The following is a 21,540-nucleotide window of genomic DNA, read 5'->3' on the forward strand; positions in this document are numbered from 1 at the left end:
GCTTATCGTGCCTTAAATATTAATATATTAGCGGCACTTATCATGATAATATTAAGAGCGTTCAAAGTAGTCATATGGCTGCTGGTATTGCCGGTTTGTGTTTATGCGCAGGTAAAATATCAACAAAGCACCTTGTTTGGCTTTGCCGAAGATTCGGGTGCCGGTATTTTTGACATTGATAACGCGGGGAACGCCTATGTGGTAATGTCAGGCAGGGACGATATAAACTTTGGTGGTAAATTGTTCGATCGGCACGCCGCAAGCGACTACTCGGTAGTTGGCAAATTAAATGCCGCGGGCAAGGTAATGTGGTCAAGAACATTATCGGCTGTTACCGGGTTCGATCAGATCTATGACCTTAAGGTCGACAACAATGAAAATGTATATATTTCGGGTGCGGGAAGCGATATCACGCTTGACGACGGCACACTTTTGCAGTCAGGTTTGTTTTTAATAAAGCTCGACAAAAACGGAAAAACGAGTTGGGGAATCATCTCCGATGTTTACCGTGATCCCGAAATAACCGGCCCGCTGGCGCTGGTTCCCGATGGCGTTTATTGGAGCGCTATATTTTACGATAATTTAAAGATTCAAGGTTACAACATCAACGCTTTTTACCCCAATACAACAACCCCAGAAGGCATTGTTGCCAAAGTAACATCGGCAGGTAAAATAACTGCCATATACCATGATCCGGCGCGGGGTTCAATCCCACAGATAATGGTATCGTCAAACAACGGCTTAGCAACCGTGATCATGAGCCGGGGAGGTATTCCTAAAAACCAGGTAGTACTTGATGCCAACTGCCAGGTGGTATCTGATAAGCCTTGGCTTATTTATGGCGATTTTCCGCTCCCGGTAAGGGCTATCGGTGCTGGTTATCAAATGCTTACCAATATTTACAATGATACACCCAATGGCCTTGCTTACAACGGTTTTTATGATTACAGTTTCGACGATAAGCTAAATACCATCAGCGCAACCAGGGTATTTGCCGATAAAGAAAACCTGGGGCTGATTTATGGCACGTTGAAATACAATGATCAGTACTTTATAACACTGCCTAAAACATGCTGCTTTGGCTACAATTTCGATTGGTCTTTGGCTGACGGGAAAGGGAGCTACAACCTTTTGCCCGATGATAACATCGGCACCTTTGGCGACGACCCGATAACACGAACCTACGTAAAAATGGTTGGTGATACGCTGAATATGCTGGTGAGGCATTTAAGTTACTATACTACCGATTATACTTTTGATGGCAAACACTATTCAACACCATCCAACCTGGATGGAAGCTATTTTTGGTGTAAATACCTGTACGAAGACGCTGATTCCTGTAGAAAGCTGCACGCCTCGGTGCTTAAAAACGGCATAGAGGGTAGCCAGGATGTTATATTGCACCTGGCTTTGCCTAGGTCATGCCCGGCGGGCGAAGATATTACGGTGAAATTGTCGCAAAAAGATCCGTCCCTTAATCAAAACGACTTTGTTTTACCTGCTACAGCGGTCATCAAAAAAGGAGATACCAGCACCAATATTACGGTAAAAGTGATTAATGACGCGGTGGTTGAAAGTGCTGAAACATTTACCGCCAACCTGGATATTGGTGCCAACGCTGGCGGTTATAGGCTGGCAACAGGATCAACTACCAGGGATTTTACCATTGCCGACGACGATAATACGCCGGCCAACAGAATTTATACCATTAGCTATACACCTCAAATAACAGAAGGCGCATCCGGATTGATCACTGTATCGTTGCCGCCTGGTACCTTGTTATCATTGCCGCTAAGTTTTAATTTTTTATCACTTGCCGATCCTTTTGCCGCGTTACCAGGCGCCGATTATACGCCTGTTGCCATCACAATACCGGCAGGTCAAAATTCGGTACAGTTTAAGGTTGATGCCAAAACCGATGATTTAATTGAAGGCGACGAATTTATTAACGGACGGTTGAGTCCGGTATTAAATGATCTGGGCACATTTACCACTGCAAATGATGCTATCCGCATAAAAATAAATGATTTGAATAATACTGCTGCCAATATGGTGATATTGGTTACACCAGCTACCGATACGCTAAAAGAAGGGAGCAGCATTGCTTATAGTTTTAACCTGCTGCAACCCAATAAACTGGTACGGCAGCTGCCTGTACAAACGGTGCAAACACGATGGTTTACACCGTTACAACAATCGCAAAATGATATTTTGATAGATACACCATCGGTTGCTGCATCAATCAATATCACTTACCCTGATGATAATATCATCAGCAAAAATCGCCGGGTAAAGCTAACGCTTAGTGCAATTGACGCGCATACGGGCAGCTTTCAGTTTTTGTGGAAGGGGCAGCTTACCGATTCGCTCTCCGTTGTGGCAGTTGATAATGACCAGGACTACAAATACCTTGAAATTTCGCCGCTGAAACTTACTATTCCCGAGGGCAAATCGGCGGATGTAACACTGCAGGTACCGGGTGGGCGTTATTTTGAGGACGATATTGCGATAGCTTATAAATGGGGCGGCACGGATATCAGCACAGATCAGCGGATAATTATACCACAGGCCGGTGTAACTATCCCTGTAGGGCAAAATAAAGTTAGCATTAGTATGCCCGTAGCCGATGACCAAAAGATAAACGAATTTAATGATAGGTTAATTGAATTTAACGCTCTTGCCGTCAGCGATGGCAGCACTGTTGCCATCAATCCGCAAAACACGGAGGCAGTGAAAATTATTGACGATGATTTGGGGGTGTTGAAAATTCCTAACATTTTCACGCCCAATGGCGATGGGGCTAATGATACCTGGGTGATACCAAACCTGTCATTTGATGCGCAATGTAAGGTTACCGTGTACAACCGTTTTGGTGCAGTAGTATTTAGCAGCATTGGTTATGCCACCCCCTGGAATGGCAAAACAAACAGCGGCGATGTACCTGCAGCAACATATTATTATATCATCAACTCGCGCGGCAAAAAGTTTTCGGGCAATGTTACGGTGTTGAGGTGATGCCGGGGGGGCGAACGATAGATGCAATTCAAACTATGCATATTCTTGCCTCAGGTTGGCCCAGCGCACGCCAAAAAGGATAATTTCTATCCATCTTAACCACATTAGCCAAAGCCATTAATTATTATATTGCAGCATATGCAAAATAACAAAACTGTTTCTTCAAATAAACGCTTGGTTAGATTTTTCATCCCCTTTACGTTAATCGTTTTAGTGGTTTGCCAATCCTTCGGGCAATCGCGATATCAACCATCGGCATTATTTCCCGCCTTACCGCTGTTGCCCCCAGGTAATGAATATCGTACTGCCACCGGCGAACCCGGACCATCATACTGGCAAAACCAGGCCGATTATGTGATAGACGTAGCCCTGGATGATCAGAAGAACGTGGTTAGCGGAACCGCCACGATAACTTATACCAATAATAGCCCCAAATCGCTATCGTCATTATGGTTGCAGTTGGAGCAAAATGTTTTTAAAAAAGAGTCAAAGGGCATAAAATCAAAATTATTCCTTTATAAAAACCCGGAGGAAGAAACTGCCGATGGCGGATACGATATACAGGCAGTAAAGCTGAAAGATGGCGCAATTACCGGCGATGTTAAATATAGCATTTATGATACCCGGATGGAATTGACATTGCCGCAACCTTTAAAAAGCGGGCAAAAAGTAACTTTCAGCGTTCAGTACCGTTACAACTTCCCTCAAAGCTATAAAAATGCCGATTTCCTGGTTAACCGTACCGATATCCTGCCGACTAAAAATGGCAACATTTACGCGGTTGCCCAATGGTACCCGAGGATGTGCGTACTGGATGATGTGGAAGGCTGGAATACGCTACCTTACCTGGGTAACGGCGAGTTTTACCTGGAATACGGCAATTTTAACGTGAACATTACCGTGCCCGCGGGCTATATTGTAGAGGGCTCGGGCGATCTGCTGAATCCCGAAGAGGTGTTAACGCCCATACAGCTTAAGCGCTGGCAGGCGGCTAAACAAAGCAAGATGCCGGTATTTATCCGTTCGGCCAAAGAAGTTACGGAAGCCTCGTCGCGGCCTGTAAAAGCTACCTGTACCTGGAAATACAGGATGGATAATACCCGCGATTTTGCCTGGACGGCTTCGAAGGCGTTTATTTGGGAAGCCTTCAGCTTCCCGGTAGCCGGGGGTAAAAAAGTGTTTGGAAGTTCACTGTACCCGGTTGAATCCGATAAGAAAGACAGCTGGAAACGGTCGTCGGAATATATCAAATTCACGTTACAACATTTTTCGGATAAGTGGTTTACCTACCCTTACAATAAGGCGGTAAATGTGGCATCCAACCTGGATGGTATGGAGTACCCGGGTATGGTGTTTTGTTCGGCCAGGGATACCGGCAATGCTTATTTTATGGTGGTAAACCACGAATTGGGCCACACCTGGTTTCCGATGGTAGTGGGCGGCAACGAGCGTAAATACGCCTGGATGGATGAAGGGTTTAACACCTTTATTGATAACCTGGAGGTAAAAGATTTTAATAAGGGTGAGTTTAGGGGCTATGCTGAGATATACAGCCCGCTTGATACGCTTTTTTCAGAACGGGTTGTACCTATCATTACCCGACCTGATGCCATACCCGGCGATATGGTTTTCCCGGTCCAGTACCAAAAGGTAGCCTATGTGTTAACCTTGCTGCGTAACCAGGTAGTTGGCCCCGAAAGGTTTGATAAAGCTTTTCGCAAGTATATCAGCGATTGGGCCTACAAGCACCCCACACCCTGGGATTTTTTCAGGAGCATGGATAGCTCGGCAGGCGAGGACCTTAGCTGGTTCTGGAAATCGATGTTTTTAGAAAATTACCGCCTTGATCAGGCGGTAGCTAAAGTAGAAAACCTTGCAAATGGTAGGGCGCAGATCACTATAGAAAACCTGGAAAAGGCCGCCATGCCCCTGGTGGTTCAACTAACCTACGCCGATGGCTCGACAGAGCACCGGGAGTTTCCGGTAGAGGTATGGGAATATACTGGCAGCTACAGATTTACCGGTAACAAAAAAGCCGCGGTTACTAAAGTGTCTATCGATCCGGATAGCCTGTATCCCGATGTAAACAGGGGAAATAATATATATGAGATAAAAAAGTAAATACAGGCGACGGTTGTTTAAAAGGTGTTTTTTGCCCCTTATCAATAACAATTAAATAACATACAGTTAAATTGATGTTGATGCCCGGCCCTTAAATTTAAGGAAGCAAAAACCCAATGGACCGTATCCTTTTCCCCCGCAGTAACTTTGATGATCTTCGTAATTGCCCGATAGATAAACTGGAGGAGGATATCTCCCGCACATCAATCCGCTTAAAACTACAGGGCAACCTGGCGGCAGATCATGACCGCGAGCGCTACAAGCAGGAATTGGATAAACTAAGCGTTTTTAAATACATAAGCCAGCTGCGAAAAGGCAAACTGAGCTATGAGGATTTTAACCAGAAGGTAGAATTGACGTCCTGAGCTCTAAAAATTCTCTTCGTATACCATTGCGCCGGGCGTTTCCAGCTTGTAATGTTTTACCTGGCCGGGACCTTCAAACTCAAAGCGCAGGCCTACAATACGGCCAATGTTGCGCTTTTGTTCAACATCCATGATTTGTTTGTTATTGAGATAAATTTTTAAGCGATGGTTATTAACACTGCATTTTAAGGTTTGATATTGCCTGAAATCGCAGCCGAATGCACTCAGGTCATGGTCGTTGCCGCCAATCCAATATTGGCCGGTTAAAACGCCCATATTGGCAATGCATCCTTTGTTTACAATGGGTATCACAATGGCCATCCCATCGCCCAAAATGGTTAAATCGGCTTTACGGCAAACAGATTGGCCAGGTGTTGCTGTATTGCGCAGCGTGCATTCCATCATGAAATTATCAGCCCGGATGCCAGGAAATTCACGCACGTTGCAAAATTTTAACCAGGTATCATTAAACACCGGCGTGCCCAGTTTTTGCTGCATCAGGCTATCTTTAATGCCCATATAGCCATCACCCTTTATTTCGGACGATGACAGGTACACGGGCACAGGCTGACGATCTATAATCCCAACCCATCCTTTGGTTTTTATAAAAACAACAGTTTGTTTAACTATCCGGTTGTTTACCACCAGTTTTGCTATAAAATGGCCAGGGGTATAATAGATGGACGTATGCTGTTTACCACCGCCGGGCACAAGCTCGCGTCGGCGTGGGTCCCATGATTGCTGGATGTAAACACTGTCTGTATGAAAAGCAGATGCATCATAGTTGAAAACCACAGAATTGGGCAGGTCGTCAGATGTCTTTTTACTGCTGAATTTTACGGTTGATAAATCCGGTGTGTCTTTTCTGTTGATGCCGGCAAAATAAAAGGCGGCAAACAATAGCAAGGGGATAGCCATGAGCAACAAATATTTGTACCTGTTTTTGGAGGAAGCCTTGACCGCCGGAATTTGTTCAATTGCAATGGCTGGCTCGTTTTGTTCAACCACGCCATTAACCTGGTGGTGTTGCCTGAAATCGCGCCAGCTTTCATAATCCAGGAAACGGGCCAGGGCATTGAGTGTTGCGGTTGTTGGGTAGCTATCATAACGTACTTTGCCCCAAATCCTTTTTAGGGTAGAAATACTGAGCCTGACTTTTGTTTTTTCGAAGATCAGCTTGCTCAATTGCTCAAAATCGTCATTACTCCAAATGCTGTTATCGCCCCAGTTTAACGAGCGTTGAATAAGCTGGCAGCATAATAAAAGCAGTTGTTTTTCTTTTTCCATCAAATTTTAGGCGATGATGCATATTATAAACCTGCAAAAACGGCTTGACACAAACTTGAACAGGATTGAAACGCCCGTTCTGCTTAATTCTGAATGCTATTTGCAAGTTTTGCTAAAGTTAAAATCTAAAACCATGAAGAACAATATTTTATTTAGCCTCTTTTTAATAACTACGTTTTTTTGCGGCGATGCCTGTGCGCAGCAAAAGGGAGCCTATGATTTGAATAGCCTGTTAAAACAGGATACGCCGATAACATCGTCCGCAAAAAAATTAAGCAAAATCACCGACGGTACCAGGGAGGGGATTTCGTTTACAGGTATCGTTTGGCTTAAAGACATAGACTTTACAACCGGGACAATTGACGTTGATCTTCGGGGCAAAGACGTTTTTCAGCAAAGCTTTTTAGGCATTGCTTTTCATGGGATTGATACGGTTACCTATGATGCCATTTATTTCAGGCCTTTTAATTTTCAATCACCAGATACACTTAGGCGTAAGCATGCCGTGCAGTACATCAGCCAGCCAAATTTTTCGTGGGATAAACTGCGGGCAGATCATCCGCTTGTGTACGAAAATGCCGTTAATCCATTCCCGCTGGCTACCGCCTGGTTCCACGCGCATATTGTGGTAAAAGCTGATGAAATTGTGGTATATGTAAATCATTCAACTAAACCATCGCTCAGCGTTAAAAAGCTGAATGACCGGCAACACGGCCTCATCGGATTGTGGAATGATAGTTTGCCCGGCGATTTTGCCAGTCTCGTTATCAAACAATAAAATGCCAACCTATAAAAGTCAAATTATGAAAAAGCTATTGATACTATTTATTCTTTTTGCAGCTATTAAGGTAAGTGCCCAGCCAAGGTATAAGGTGCTGAACCTGCCGCCCATTAACCCGAAAGAATGGGATATTCCTAAAAATGATACCCTTGACTATGAATTAGGCAGCTACCAGGGTAAAAAAGCGCTGCTGATAAAACGGAAGATAGATAATTACAAATCGGCCAGCCTGGCTTATCCAAAAAAAATAATTTTTAAGGATGGTATTATCGATTTCGATTTGGCATTTGCAGGAAAAGGCAATGGTTACATCGGCCTTGCCTTCAGGATTAAAGATGCTCATCATTATGAAACTGTATATTTCAGGCCATTGTCGTCAGGTACCATCAACGCCATTCAATATATGCCCGAAAAAAAGGCCGAATTTAACTGGTGGGATTATGAGGCCGATAAATACCAGGCCAGCGCAATACTGCCTGCTAACGGCTGGTTTCATGTTAAAGTGATAGTTATAGGGCGCAAAATGGAAGTGTATGTGAACAATGCTGCCAAACCTGCCATGGTTTACACCTCGCTTGATCCTACATTAAAAATTGGCTCTGTTGGTTACTGGCATGGTAATTCATCCTTAGGCGCTTACCGGAATCTGACAATAAAAACACTCGAATAGTTATGAAGAATATAATGTTAATGGTGGTGCTTTTTTGCTCTTCGGCAATGGCGCAAACCATCGAATACGGTAATAACCCAGGCGTAGGTAATTATCTGAAAATGAAAGATAGTACCAGGATTTACTACGAAGTTTACGGCAGCGGTAAGCCGTTGGTTTTGCTTCACGGTGGTCTTTATGGCGATATCTCTGAATATGGAAGACTAATCCCTGCTTTAGCCAAACAATTTATGGTTATAGCTATTGGCACCCGCGGCCACGCTAAATCCGAAATAGGGCATAAGCCTTACACGTACCATATGATGGCCGAAGATGCCTATGCCATTATCCAACATCTAACGAAGGACAGTATTTTACTTTTAGGCTTTAGCGATGGTGCTGTGCAGGCAATGGACCTGGCTATCCATCACCCCGGTTTGGTAAAAAAAATGGTATTTGCAGGCGGAAATATCTCGGCGGCAAGTTACCGCCCCGGCCTAATAGAAGAGCTTAAAAAACTAAACGGCAGCTCGTTGGAAAAAGACGATCCGGGATTTGTGAGCGACAGGAAAAAACTAATGCCCGAACCACAACGCTGGGATGAATTTGTGGAACTATTGAAACAGGCATGGGTTAACCAGGTAGCTTTTACCGATGATGAGATAAAAAATATCATATGCCCGGTAATGGTAACTGCCGGCGACAGGGATCGGTATAATTCGATAGAAAGCTTTGTGCGCGTATACAAATTGTTGCCGCACGCACAATTGGCCATCATCCCCAATGCCGACCATATTATTTTTTACCGGCAGCCAGAGTTAATGGAAAAGCTGGTGCTCGATTTTTTACGGTAGTGTATAGATAGGGGCGGGTTAATAAAGCCACCGGTTTATGTTGGCAAATTCCAACCAAAATTTGCAACTTTATTGCCAGCCAAATAATACCTATGAAATTTAAAATATTGCCAATCCTTTCCTGTACTGTTTGCTTAACTGCGATAGCTTTTTTTAGTAATGCGCAATCGGTTTTTAAACCGCAAAAGGACCTTTCTAACACCCTCAAAAAAAACTTTATTGCCGCAGATGCCCAATACAAATTATTAGCAACAAAGATAGGACCGGAGGAGTTCCCGAAAACTTACCATCCGGATAAAGACAAACAGGAAAACAGCAACTCGGGCTGGTGGTGCAGCGGCTTTTATCCGGGCAGCCTGTTGCTTTTATACCAGGAAACAAAAGATAAACAGCTGCTCACCGAAGCCAACCGTATTATGGGGGTACTAGCTAAAGAGCAATTTAACACCCATACCCATGATTTGGGTTTTATGATGTATTGCAGCTTTGGCAACGCCAATAAAATTGAGCCAAAGCCGGAGTATAAACAAATCCTGATTAATAGCGCCAAATCATTGTCAACCAGGTTTAACCCGGCAGTGGGCTGTATTAAATCCTGGGATTCAAAACCCGGCGATTACCTGGTGATTATTGATAACATGATGAATCTTGAGCTGCTTTTTTGGGCAACCCATGAAACGGGCGATTCCAGCTATTATAAAATAGCGGTTACCCACGCCAATACCACCATGAAAAATCATTTCAGGCCCGATTTTAGTTCGTACCACGTTATAAATTACGATGCCCAAACAGGAGCGGTAAAAGAAAAGAAAACAGCCCAGGGCTTCGCTAATGAATCGGCATGGGCAAGAGGACAATCATGGGGGCTGTATGGCTATACTGTTATGTACCGTGAAACTCATGATAAAAAATATCTTGACCAGGCGCAAAACATTGCTCATTTTATATTGACTAACCCAAATTTGCCGGCAGATAAAATTCCATATTGGGATTACAATGCAAGCAACATTCCCAATGCTTTAAAAGATGCCTCGGCTGCGTCGGTCATGGCATCCGCCCTGCTTGAATTATGCAGGTATAGCGATGCCAAACAGGGGCAACAGTATTTTGATGTTGCACAAACCATATTGAAAACCCTTTCGGCGCCCCCCTATATGGCTGCCGCGGGTACTAATGGTGGTTTTATTTTGCAGCACAGCGTTGGCCATTTCCCTGCCGGGACAGAAATTGACGTCCCCTTAACTTACGCCGATTATTATTTTATCGAGGCGATGCAGCGTTACCTGTCATTCGGCACAAAAAAATAACTTACTTTTAGCTGTATAAATTATAAAATGGCATTAGGTAAAGGTAGGTTAGAGGCTTTCAGCGATGGCGTTATCGCCATCATTATTACCATTATGGTATTAGAGATGAAGGTGCCGCACGGCGATAGTATTGAAGCTTTAAAGCCGCTTATTCCGGTTTTCATGACCTATGTATTGAGTTTTGTTTACGTAGGTATTTATTGGAACAACCATCATCATACCCTGCAGGCGGTAAAATCAATAAATGGCAAAACGCTGTGGGCCAACCTGCATTTGCTGTTTTGGCTATCGTTAATACCATTTGTAACCGGGTGGATGGGCGAAAATCATTTTGCCAAATGGCCTGTAATGTGTTACGGTTTTGTTTTGCTGATGAATGGCATAGCCTATTCAATCCTGGTGAAAAATCTTGTTCGCCATCACGGCGAACACTCTTTGTTGGCACAGGCCTTTGGCGAAGATTGGAAGGGTAAAATATCTGTTATTTTATATGCCGTAGCCATTTGTTTATCGTGGTTTAGTGCCAGTGGCGCTATGGCGCTATATGTTTTGGTAGCCGGTATTTGGTTTATTCCCGATAAAAGGATCGAAAATAAACTTACCCATCATGATACTGACAACCAGCTATAAATAGGCTTTAACTCAAAATAATATCAACTAAATCAATTTAGTTGATAAAAAAGTATAAACTATTTCGCAATTTCGTAGTTGTAGTAGTGTTTTAACCTAAGTGATTTTTATTGCATTTTAATTAACCATTATTTGCACTACTACACGTTTACCTATGTTGGATATTGCTTATAACCATGAGCCGGAATTGCTTGCAAGGGCATCGCCGCAACATCATGACAAGGATTTGCTATTACAGGTAGCGGAAGGGGATGAACATGCTTTTCGCCGCTTGTTTATTATACACCATCAGCAATTGGGGGTTCATATTCATCGCGTCACCAACTCAATAGAACTGGCCGAAGAAGTTGTACAAGATGTTTTTTTGAAAATATGGATGGCGCGCGAAACCCTGGCGCAGGTAGAAGACTTTAAGGCTTACCTGTTTGTTATATCAAAAAACCATGCCCTTAATTGCCTCAAAAAGCTGGCGAAAGAAAAGGTACAGGCAAAAAAACTGGAAGAGAGCAGTTTTGGTTTGATCATGGGCGATCAGCAGGATAACTTATACTATAACTTATTGGATGAAGCAATAGATCACCTGCCATCGCAACAGCAAAAAGTATATTTGCTAAGCAGGCACAATCGTTTGAAGTACAACGAAATTGCCGATCAGCTTAAACTGTCCCGCGAAACGGTAAAAAAATACCTGCAAATAGCCACAACCTCTATAACCGATTATGTACGGAGCCATTTGGATGTATATTCGGTTGTTTTATTGGCAATAAAAACTTTTTTTATTTTTTTTCAAAAGCGATAGCCCCTTTTTTATCGCATTTATTGTCTTATGTGTGAGTTGACCCCAAACTCGGCATTTACCAATTTATAATATGAATTAACATCTACCTGTATGAGTGCATTTAATGCAAGGCTTAACTACCTGTTTAATAGTTATTACCACCAAACTGCTACGCAGCAGGAGAGGGATGAATTGTTTGAAATCATCAACTCATCTGCTAATGATGCGGAGCTTACTGCACTTATTCATGAAGCCTGGAATGCCCTCCAGGCAGATGACACACTTTTTGATGCCGCAAAAAGCATGGAGATGCTTAATAATATTCTTCAAAGTAAATCTCACCCTGACGATATACACCCCATAAGGCCACCAAATAAAAACCAGTTATGGTTAAAAGTTGGTGTTGCAGCCGCTATGATGGTGTTTGTTGGCTTTGGTGCCTATGTTTTAATTAATCAACACAAAACAGCAGCAAATAAACGGGCCCAGGCCAGGCTAAAGCCTGTGCCGGTGCATGATGTTTTGCCCGGTGGCAACAAGGCCGTGCTTACCCTGGCCAACGGTAAAACTATAACGCTGGATAGCGCAAAAAATGGTTTACTGGCTAATGAAGGCAATGCTCATATCAAAAAAACACATGATGGCCAGTTAGTGTACGAAGGGGGTAAAAACGGAGGCGCTGATGTACCTGCTGCTATGAATACTGTATCTACCCCGCGCGGAGGGCAGTATCAGCTGGTATTGGATGATGGCAGTAAGGTTTGGCTAAACTCGGCATCGTCGTTAAGTTTCCCGGCAACATTTAAGGGCGCAACCAGGGAGGTTGAAATTACTGGCGAGGCTTATTTTGAGGTGGCCAAAAATGCGAAGATGCCATTTAAAGTAAAAGTAAATAATACCGTTGTTGAAGTGCTGGGTACCCATTTTAACATTATGGCTTATAATGATGAAGATGCTATGAAGACAACGTTGTTAGAAGGATCTGTGAAAATCAGCAACAAACAATTTAGCGGTCTTTTAAAACCCGGGCAGCAAGCATTACTTAAGCAAAACGGGCCTATAAAAATAACGGATGAAGCAGATGCAGACGATGCTGTTGCCTGGAAGCAGGGGATATTCCAGTTCAGGGATGCAAGTATCGAGGCCATTATGAGGCAGGCAGCGCGCTGGTACGATGTGCAGGTGAGCTTTGCCGGCAAAATACCGGCAAAAGAGTTTACCGGTCGCATTTCGCGTAATGTAAAGGCGTCCGAACTGATGGGAATGCTAAAATATATGGGCGTTAATTTTAAAATTGAAGACAAACATATAACGGTGCTGCCATAAATAATCAACCCCAATTAATAACCAATTTAAATACAACTAATCAACAACCAATTACTCACTTTTTAAAAAAGCTATGATGGAAGAAATACCAAATATAAGTTAGCCCGGGCGGGGCTTGCATGGTAAAATGGCTCGTCGCTCATGTTTAAATAACATGCCGGTGCCAAAATATAACCAATAAAAAACCGGGAAGTATTCGCAGTACTTTCCCGGCTAAGCATCTGGGCCCCAAAAAAATGCAATCGACGAATTGAAAGTTAATGTTTAACCCAAACTCTACAAACTTATGAATTTTAATTCTAAGGCCACGCCTTTGGTATGGCCCCAATTATCCAAAATAATTTTAGCTATGAAGCTAACAGTTATTATTATGGTGGCGGTACTTACCAACGTAAGCGCCAAAACCTACAGCCAGGTTGTTACCCTGCACCAAAAAAATGCCAGTGTCGAAAAAGTACTACGTTCTATCGAGAAACAAACTGGTTATCATTTCATGTATGAGAAACAGGATGTAGCTAAAGCAAGCGCTATTAATATCGAAGTTTCGGGCGTTACACTTGAACAGGCGCTTGACCAGGCGTTTAAAGATCAGCCCTTAACCTACAAAATTTTCCAGGAAACCATTGTGGTTAAAAAGAAGGACGCGGTAAATGCAGATGCTGCTGCCGATATTAAAGTATCGGGTACTGTGTCTGATTCAAAAGGCCCGCTGCCTGGTGTAAGCATCAGGATCAAAGGTTCCAATGAAGGCGCCCAAACCGATGTAAACGGTAAATTCAGTTTAAACGTACCCGAAAACGGAACACTGGTATTCAGTTTTGTTGGCTACAACACGCAGGAGGTTCCTGTTGGCGGTAAAACAACACTAAACGTGTTACTTGCCGAAGCGCCCAAAGCGTTAAGTGAAGTTGTTGTTGTTGGTTATGGTACCCAAAAACGTGTTGATTTAACAGGTTCGGTAGGTAGTGTAAACTCAAAGCAGTTACAGGAAAGGCCGCAAACCAACCTGGAGCAGGAATTATCAGGTAAAATTGCCGGTGTAAACGTATCTACAAACTCTGGCGCGCCAGGTGGTAACACCAAGATCAGGATTCGTGGTTACAGTTCCATCAACACCCGTACAGATCCTTTGTACGTAGTAGATGGTGTGATATGGACAGAGGGCGGTAACTCGATAAGCCCTAATGATATCGAATCGGTAGATGTGCTGAAGGATGCGTCATCAACTGCTATTTACGGTACACGCGGTGCAAACGGCGTTATTTTAGTTACCACCAAACGCGGTAAAAAAGGAGAAGGTACCATAAGCTATGATAGCTACGTAAGCGTAGGTCACATGGCCAAAGAATTACCTGTTTTGAATTCGGCTCAATTTATGGCTGTTGAAGACCTTTCATACGCCAACATTAAAAAATATGACCCTACAGGCTGGGCATCTGGCAAATATGCCGACCAGGATCCTGTTAAATTACGCACCGCTTTAATAGGTAAGTTATTTGACTCAAACCTTAAGCCGTTGTATGATGTGGATTGGCAAAAAGCTACCACCCGTAATGCGGTAAGTCAAAATCATAACCTGAATTTCACAGGTGGTTCAGACAAGTTAACCTATGGTTTCTTTTTAAACTACGCTAATGATCAGGGTATAATTTTAAATAGCTATTTAAAACGCTATAATGCCCGTTTAACTTTCGATAACCAAATTAAACCGTGGTTAAAGGTAGGTGCCACTTTAAATTACAACACCCAGGATCAACGTACAGCTGATGATGGTACAGGAGGCAATAACATTCCGCGTATGTTAATTGAGATGGTTCCTTTTATTCCAATCAAATATCCTGATGGAACCTACGGTAAACGCACTGATTATCCAAACTTAGAAGGTGGCGATAACCCGGTGGCCCAGGCCAACGAAGTTGAAGCACTTTACCGCAAACGTATTTTTAGTGGTAACAGTTACCTGAATATAAACATTATACCCGGCCTTGAATTTCGCAGTACTTTGGGTGTAACAACAGCCGCCAATTATAACCCGCACTTTCAAAGTGGTTTAGTAGGTGGTTCTGTAGCCAGCCAAACAAACAGTTCGGCATCAATTGATGAGCAGAACAATACTTTCTGGCAATGGGAAAATCACTTTACTTATACCAAAACCTTTAATAAGGTGCATACTATTAACGTAGTTGCAGGCACCGAGCAGCAAAACTTTCAGCAAACAGGTTTAGGCGCATCTACCGGCAACTTAGCCGATAATTACTACCAGTATTATAATTTAGGCGCAGGTTCTATCCCAGGTATTCCTTCATCAAATTATGATGCATGGCAAATGCGCTCTTATTTTGGACGCTTAAATTATAACTATAATGAAAAATACCTGTTAACGGTTACCGGTCGTCAGGATGGTTCTTCCCGTTTTGGTACAAATGTAAAAACAGGGTTTTTCCCATCAGCCGCTTTTGCGTGGAGGGCTTCACAAGAAGATTTCCTGAAGGACAACAAAACAATTTCTGATCTTAAATTCAGGTTGAGCTACGGTTTAACAGGTAACTCCGAAATTGGCGAATACCGTTCACAAGCGCAAATTGGTACAGTTAATTATGTATTTAATGGAGCCCAGGCTGTAGGTACACAGCTAACATCAATTGGCAACAATGATCTTTCATGGGAAAAAACCGCGGAGTACGATCTTGGTTTCTCTGTAGGTTTATTTAACAACCGTGTTAATATTGAGGCAGATGCCTATTTAAAGAAAACCAAAGCCTTGCTGCTTAACGCGCCATTGCCAGAAACCAGCGGTTTTAACAGTGTTTACAAAAACATTGGCAGGCTGCAAAACAAAGGTTTGGAGTTAACTATCAGTACACAAAATATCAAAAGCCAGGATTTCTCCTGGAATACTACATTCAACATCTCGTTCTTAAAGAACAAAATATTGGCTTTGGGTGCCTCAAACGATGATATATTTTTATCGCCAACGTTCCTTTCACAATTTAACCTGATGCGTGTAGGTTTACCTGCGGGTAGCTTTTACGGTTACAAAGTGTTGGGTACATGGGGTACTGCCGAAGCATCGCAGGCCGCAATATTTAACAAATTACCAGGCGACCTGAAAATACAGGATACTAACGGCGACGGCAAAATTACAGCCGATGATAAAGTGATCCTGGGTAAATCAATACCAGATGGATACGGAACATTAAGTAACACCTTCCGTTATAAAAACATCGATTTGGGTATCGATCTGCAGTTTAACTATGGTAACCAGATCATGAACCTAACCCGCCACTCGGGTCAGGATCGCACAGGCCAGGCTAACAGCTATGCAACCGTATTAAACGCATGGACTCCGACTAATCAAAATACAAGCATCGCAGAAGACAGGCCGGCTTATGTGTATTACCAAACGGAGATTTATTCGACTAAGGTAGAGAGTGGTAATTTCATCCGCGGCAGATCGGTAACACTTGGTTATACTTTCCCAACTGCTTCAATAGCTAAAATCAAATTGAGCAGGCTAAGGGTGTATGCGCAGGCTCAAAACTTGTTTGTGATAACCAAGTATACTGGTTACGATCCCGAAGTTTCTACTTATGGTTACGATCCTAAGAATCCTAACAATAACAGCAACTTTAATCAAAGCATCCAGTTTTACGATTATCCAAAACCAAGAACCTTCCTGCTTGGCTTAAATGTTAGTTTCTAATTTAAACGTTAAAACATATTATTATGAAGTTTAATTTAAAAAAATACCGGATCGGTTACTTATTACTGATTCTTACTATACTGGTTGGCAGCTGTAAAAACGAACTTGTTGAAAAGAATAAGGGCGGTTTTGTAAAAAGCAATTATTTTACCAGTGCAAACCAGGCGCGTATATTTGTTAATGGTATTTACCAAAAGCTATACCTATTTCAAAACGGCGATGCTTACGGCGAAAGCCCGTTTATTACCATTGAGCTTTTTGCAGGCCACACCACATCATTAGGGCAAAGCGTTAACAATAATAACGTTATCAACAACCGTACAGATGCGGTTAACCCGGGTTTTGAGGATGTATGGCAAAATAGCTACGCGGCAATATCGAACGCCAACCTCGCCCTTGCGAATATTCCGCCAATCACTCCCTTCGCCGATGCTGATAAAAAAGCCTTATTAGGCGAAGCCTATTTTTTAAGAGCGTTCTTTTACTATCACCTGGTGAGGTTATACGGCGATGTACCATTAATTACCCAGCCGGTTAGCCTTACAAGCCCTGATCTTTATCCTGCACGTACAGCTACCGCTGCTGTGTATGATCAAATCATCAGCGACTTAAAAGCCGCAGAAGCGTCGGGCCTGCCCGAGTCTGATAAAACAGGGAAGGTTACGTTAACCGCTGTGCGCACTTTGTTGGCCAGTGTTTATTTAACCACTGCGGGTTTCCCGCTTAAAAAGACCGCCAATTATGCTTTGGCTGCTGCCGAAATATTGCCGGTTATAAATAGCAACGCTTACACCTTGTTTGATAAGTACGATTACCTGCATGACAATGCACACAAAAACCAGGGTGAATTGATATTTCAATCCAACTACCTGGTTGGTGTAGCTACAAATGCCATACCCCAGTTAACCGTTCCATTTAACTTACTGGTTGGTGTATATGGCGATCACCTTGGTGCTATGATACCTACCAATGCCTTTTTTAACAGCTACGAGGCGGGCGACTTACGTGCAAAAGAACGACAGTTTTACTTTTCAAGCTACCCATCATCTAAAGATGGTACTATTATCAACTTTGGCGAGCATGCCCTTTACAAATATTTCCACGTAGAGAGTGCTACAGGTAATGGTCAAAGCGATGAAAACTGGACCTTTTTACGCTTGCCAGAAGCCATGCTGATTTATGCAGAAGCAAGTAACGAAGCAGAAGGAGCCCCTAATGCAACAGCAATTGCCCAGCTTAACAAAATAAGGGCACGTGCACAACTGGCACCGATAGGCGCCTTAAGCCAGGACGCCTTCCGCAAAGAGGTTTGGAAAGAGCGCTATCATGAACTGGCCTATGAAAACAAAGCTTATTTTGATATACAGCGTACCCACCAGGTTTATGATGTTATCAACAATACTTTTGGTGATGCTACATCAACCAAAAACGAGCAAAATGTAACCATGAAAGCTCAGTATTACCTGTGGCCTATTCCGCAGCGCGAGATTAGTACCAATGCTAAACTAACCCAAAACCCAGGTTGGTAAAATAGAAGCCTCACCTAAATCCTCTCCAAAGGAGAGGACTTAAAAAAACATTCAAATCAAGAACCCTCTCCTTTGGAGAGGGCAGGGTGAGGCCCCTTTAGAAAGGATTTAGGTGAGGCAAATATTTAAATATAAAAGACCGGCCATTGCAGCCGGTCTTTTATATTTACAGGTAAATTGAAAAACATTAAATGTCTCCCCGAATGAAGAAAAGCATTGTACTTATTGGTTCATTATTAATGGCTGCCACCTGTGCCATGGCGCAGCAGGTAAATAAAGTAACCGACCCTGTTGAATACATTAACCCGCTGATGGGTACCGATTCGCATTATGACCTATCCAACGGTAACACTTACCCGGCAATTGCGCTCCCCTGGGGTATGAACTTCTGGACACCTCAAACCGGCGTAATGGGCGATGGATGGGCTTATACTTATGATGCCCATAAAATACGCGGCTTTAAGCAAACCCACCAGCCGTCGCCATGGATGAACGATTACGGGCAGTTTGCTATAATGCCGGTAACCAAACATTTAAAAGTATCGCAAAACGGCCGGGCAAGCTGGTTTTCGCACAAAGCCGAAACAGCCAAGCCATATTATTACAGCGTTTACCTGGCCGATCATGACGTAACTACCGAAATTACTCCGACCGAAAGGGCGGCCCAGTTCAGGTTTACTTATCCCAAAACAGACAGCTCATTTATTGTGATAGACGCGCTGAACAAAGGGTCATACGTAAAGATTATTCCCGGCGAGAAGAAGATAGTAGGTTACTCTACCAAATACGCCCGCGGCCCGTTAAAAAACTTTAAAAACTATTTTGTTATTTATGTAGATAAGCCCATCACCATTGCGCAAACCTACAGCGATACTACCCTGAGCAATGGCCTGGAACTGAAAGCCGAGCATGCAAGCGCTTTAATAGGTTTTGCAACTACCCATGGCGAGAAAGTACATCTGCGGGTAGCTTCGTCATTCATCAGTATTGAGCAGGCCGAACTAAACCTGAAAAGGGAAGTGGGTAACGATAGCTTTGATGTAACCAAACAAAAAGCAAAGGACGTTTGGAATAAAACCCTTAGCCGCTTGACTGTTGAGGGCGGCACTATCGACCAGACCCGTACTTTTTACTCTTGTATGTACCGCATGGTTTTCTTCCCTAATAAATTGTATGAGATAGACGAGAAAGGAAATATTGTACACTACAGCGCATCTACAGGTAAAGTATTCCCCGGCTATAAGTTTGCTGGTACAGGCTTTTGGGACACCTTCAGGGCGCTGTACCCATTCCTGAACCTGGTTTATCCGTCTATCAATAAAGAGATGCAGGAAGGCCTTATTAACGATTATAAAGAAGGCGGCTGGCTGCCGGAGTGGTCGAGCCCCGGATACTCTGCGGTAATGATAGGCAACAACTCTGCATCTGTGGTATCCGAAGCGTACTTAAAAGGTGGCAAAGGTTACGATATCGAGAAACTGTACGAGGCCCTGGTACATGGCGCCAATAACAAAGGCCCCGCAGCAACCGGCCGCGAAGGGGTGGAGTATTACAACACATTAGGTTATGTACCTTATGATGTAAAGATAAACGAAAATGCTGCCCGTACCCTGGAGTACGCTTATGACGATTTCACCATCTACAAATTGGGTAAAGCCTTAGGCAAACCTGCTTCTGAAACTGATGTGTACAAAAAGCGCAGCATGAACTATAAAAACTTGTTTGATCCATCAACCGGATTAATGCGTGGCAAAAATAAGGATGGCTCATTTGAAACCCCTTTTAGTCCGTTTAAATGGGGCGATGCCTTTACAGAGGGCAACAGCTGGCATTATAGCTGGAGTGTGTTCCATGATATCCAGGGGTTGATAAACCTGATGGGCGGCAAAAAGCAATTTGTTACCAAGCTCGATTCGGTATTTACCCTGCCGCCAGTTTTTGATGACAGTTATTACGGCGAAACCATTCACGAAATCCGCGAGATGCAGATTGTAAATATGGGACAATATGCTCATGGCAACCAGCCTATACAACACATGATATACCTGTACAACTACGCCGGCGAACCTTGGAAAACCCAGCTGCATGTGCGTGATGTAATGAACAAATTATACAAAGCTACCCCTGATGGCTATTGCGGCGATGAAGATAACGGGCAAACATCTGCCTGGTATGTATTCTCGGCCATGGGCTTTTACCCGGTAACGCCGGCCAGCGACCAATATGTGCTGGGTGCGCCTTTGTTTAAAAAGATCACCTTAAAGCTCGAGAACGGCAAAATGGTAACCATTAATGCTGCCAATAATAACTACGCAAACAGGTACATCAATACCATGAGTGTAAATGGCAGGCCTTATGATTTGAACTGGTTAAGCCACAAGGAATTGTTAAAAGGTGCCGCCATCAACTTTAACATGGCCCCGGCACCAAATAAAACAAGAGGGGTGAAGGATAGCGATGTGCCTTACTCGTTATCCAACGAATAGCCCCCTAACCCCCTGAAGGGGGAACGATAGCGGGTTTATTTACAAATACTAGCCTTGCGAAGTTTTCAAAACTTCGCAAGGCTTTTTTTATTATGTCATTGCACACCAGATAGAACCTGAAGAAAATTTTTATGACGTGCAACGGATGTAGTTAAACGAATGTTCTAAGCTACCGTCATTGCGGGTATCCATCAGGTAAAATCTGAAAAAAAATGTTATGACGCGCAACGGATATAGTTAAGCGAATGCACTAAACTACCGTCATTGCTTTGTGCCTTATAATGACATGATTTTAAGCTATTGATTATCAGGGTTGTTTTTTTAATGTAGAGACGCAATACTTTGCGTCTCCCCCAGGACATTCAAAATTTACAGGCTCAACTTGCATGTGTGATTTGCATGCGGGAGACGCAAAATGTTGCGTCTCTACAAAAGCCCCGTTTACAATTATGTCATTACTGTTTTTTCAAGCATAGGCTGGTGGATACTCGATTTCTATGATCTATGCAACTAATTTAAGATAATTTTTTTCATACTTTCTGTTTTGGTTAACACAGGAGAAGATGCGCTGCACAAGTTTATTCCTGACCGCATTAATTACGCTCATTTTGCTCTTTTTTTCGACTTTGACTTTTCGTTCGTAGTAAAGCCTTAGTTCATCATTATACTGAATCGCCACCAGTGCAGCCATATGCAGAAGCGTCTTTAC

14 protein-coding genes and 1 pseudogene are annotated in these 21,540 nt (G+C 43.2%); 13 read left to right on the forward strand and 2 right to left on the reverse strand.

Annotated features, from left to right (window positions below):
• Positions 1 to 42 precede the first annotated feature (42 nt).
• The 3 genes from AC1DU2_RS11715 to AC1DU2_RS11725 all read left to right on the forward strand — a co-directional run bounded on the left by AC1DU2_RS11715 (position 43) and on the right by AC1DU2_RS11725 (position 5,501).
• Complete coding sequence (locus AC1DU2_RS11715) at positions 43 to 3,015, forward strand: gliding motility-associated C-terminal domain-containing protein (RefSeq protein WP_477384554.1); 2,973 nt, start codon at positions 43 to 45, stop codon at positions 3,013 to 3,015.
• Positions 3,016 to 3,153: 138 nt separating this feature from the next.
• Entirely contained in the window at positions 3,154 to 5,136 is a 1,983-nt protein-coding gene (locus AC1DU2_RS11720) for a M1 family metallopeptidase (protein WP_477384556.1), read from the forward strand.
• A 116-nt stretch (positions 5,137 to 5,252) separates the two neighbouring features.
• Positions 5,253 to 5,501, forward strand: coding sequence for a hypothetical protein (locus AC1DU2_RS11725; protein ID WP_477359589.1), 249 nt, complete (start codon positions 5,253 to 5,255; stop codon positions 5,499 to 5,501).
• Positions 5,502 to 5,504: 3 nt separating this feature from the next.
• Here AC1DU2_RS11725 and AC1DU2_RS11730 read toward each other — a convergent pair whose 3' ends face one another.
• On the reverse strand, positions 5,505 to 6,788 hold the full coding sequence (locus AC1DU2_RS11730) for a hypothetical protein (protein ID WP_477359585.1): 1,284 nt from the start codon (positions 6,786 to 6,788) through the stop codon (positions 5,505 to 5,507).
• A 133-nt stretch (positions 6,789 to 6,921) separates the two neighbouring features.
• Between AC1DU2_RS11730 and AC1DU2_RS11735 the strand changes: the two genes are divergently transcribed.
• From AC1DU2_RS11735 to AC1DU2_RS11780, 10 genes are all read left to right on the forward strand, one after another.
• Positions 6,922 to 7,566 carry a hypothetical protein gene (locus AC1DU2_RS11735; RefSeq protein ID WP_477359582.1) on the forward strand — a complete coding sequence of 215 codons (645 nt, stop codon included), beginning with the start codon at positions 6,922 to 6,924 and terminating at the stop codon, positions 7,564 to 7,566.
• Positions 7,567 to 7,591: 25 nt separating this feature from the next.
• A complete protein-coding gene (locus AC1DU2_RS11740) occupies positions 7,592 to 8,239 on the forward strand; it encodes a LamG domain-containing protein (protein ID WP_477359579.1) in 648 nt (215 codons plus the stop codon).
• Positions 8,240 to 8,241: 2 nt separating this feature from the next.
• Complete coding sequence (locus AC1DU2_RS11745) at positions 8,242 to 9,072, forward strand: alpha/beta fold hydrolase (RefSeq protein ID WP_477384558.1); 831 nt, start codon at positions 8,242 to 8,244, stop codon at positions 9,070 to 9,072.
• Positions 9,073 to 9,164: 92 nt separating this feature from the next.
• A complete protein-coding gene (locus AC1DU2_RS11750; RefSeq protein ID WP_477384560.1) occupies positions 9,165 to 10,379 on the forward strand; it encodes a glycoside hydrolase family 88 protein in 1,215 nt (404 codons plus the stop codon).
• Between the two features lie 27 nt (positions 10,380 to 10,406).
• Positions 10,407 to 11,009 carry a TMEM175 family protein gene (locus AC1DU2_RS11755; protein WP_477384562.1) on the forward strand — a complete coding sequence of 201 codons (603 nt, stop codon included), beginning with the start codon at positions 10,407 to 10,409 and terminating at the stop codon, positions 11,007 to 11,009.
• A gap of 154 nt (positions 11,010 to 11,163) precedes the next feature.
• Positions 11,164 to 11,808: an RNA polymerase sigma factor gene (locus AC1DU2_RS11760; RefSeq protein WP_477384564.1), complete on the forward strand. Its 645-nt coding sequence runs from the start codon at positions 11,164 to 11,166 to the stop codon at positions 11,806 to 11,808.
• Positions 11,809 to 11,898: 90 nt separating this feature from the next.
• Positions 11,899 to 13,113, forward strand: a complete 1,215-nt coding sequence (locus AC1DU2_RS11765; protein WP_477384566.1) for a FecR family protein — start codon at positions 11,899 to 11,901, stop codon at positions 13,111 to 13,113.
• A gap of 349 nt (positions 13,114 to 13,462) precedes the next feature.
• Positions 13,463 to 16,816: a TonB-dependent receptor gene (locus AC1DU2_RS11770; RefSeq protein WP_477359561.1), complete on the forward strand. Its 3,354-nt coding sequence runs from the start codon at positions 13,463 to 13,465 to the stop codon at positions 16,814 to 16,816.
• Between the two features lie 23 nt (positions 16,817 to 16,839).
• The gene (locus AC1DU2_RS11775) at positions 16,840 to 18,345 is read left to right on the forward strand and encodes a RagB/SusD family nutrient uptake outer membrane protein (protein ID WP_477384568.1); all 1,506 of its coding nucleotides are present in this window, start codon (positions 16,840 to 16,842) and stop codon (positions 18,343 to 18,345) included.
• Positions 18,346 to 18,548: 203 nt separating this feature from the next.
• Complete coding sequence (locus AC1DU2_RS11780; protein WP_477359555.1) at positions 18,549 to 20,831, forward strand: GH92 family glycosyl hydrolase; 2,283 nt, start codon at positions 18,549 to 18,551, stop codon at positions 20,829 to 20,831.
• A 502-nt stretch (positions 20,832 to 21,333) separates the two neighbouring features.
• On the opposite strand, the pseudogene AC1DU2_RS11785 reads toward AC1DU2_RS11780, so the two are convergent.
• Positions 21,334 to 21,540, reverse strand: a pseudogene (locus tag AC1DU2_RS11785) (hypothetical protein); the annotation flags it as partial.

This window comes from Mucilaginibacter sp. P4_C11 (assembly GCF_056402115.1).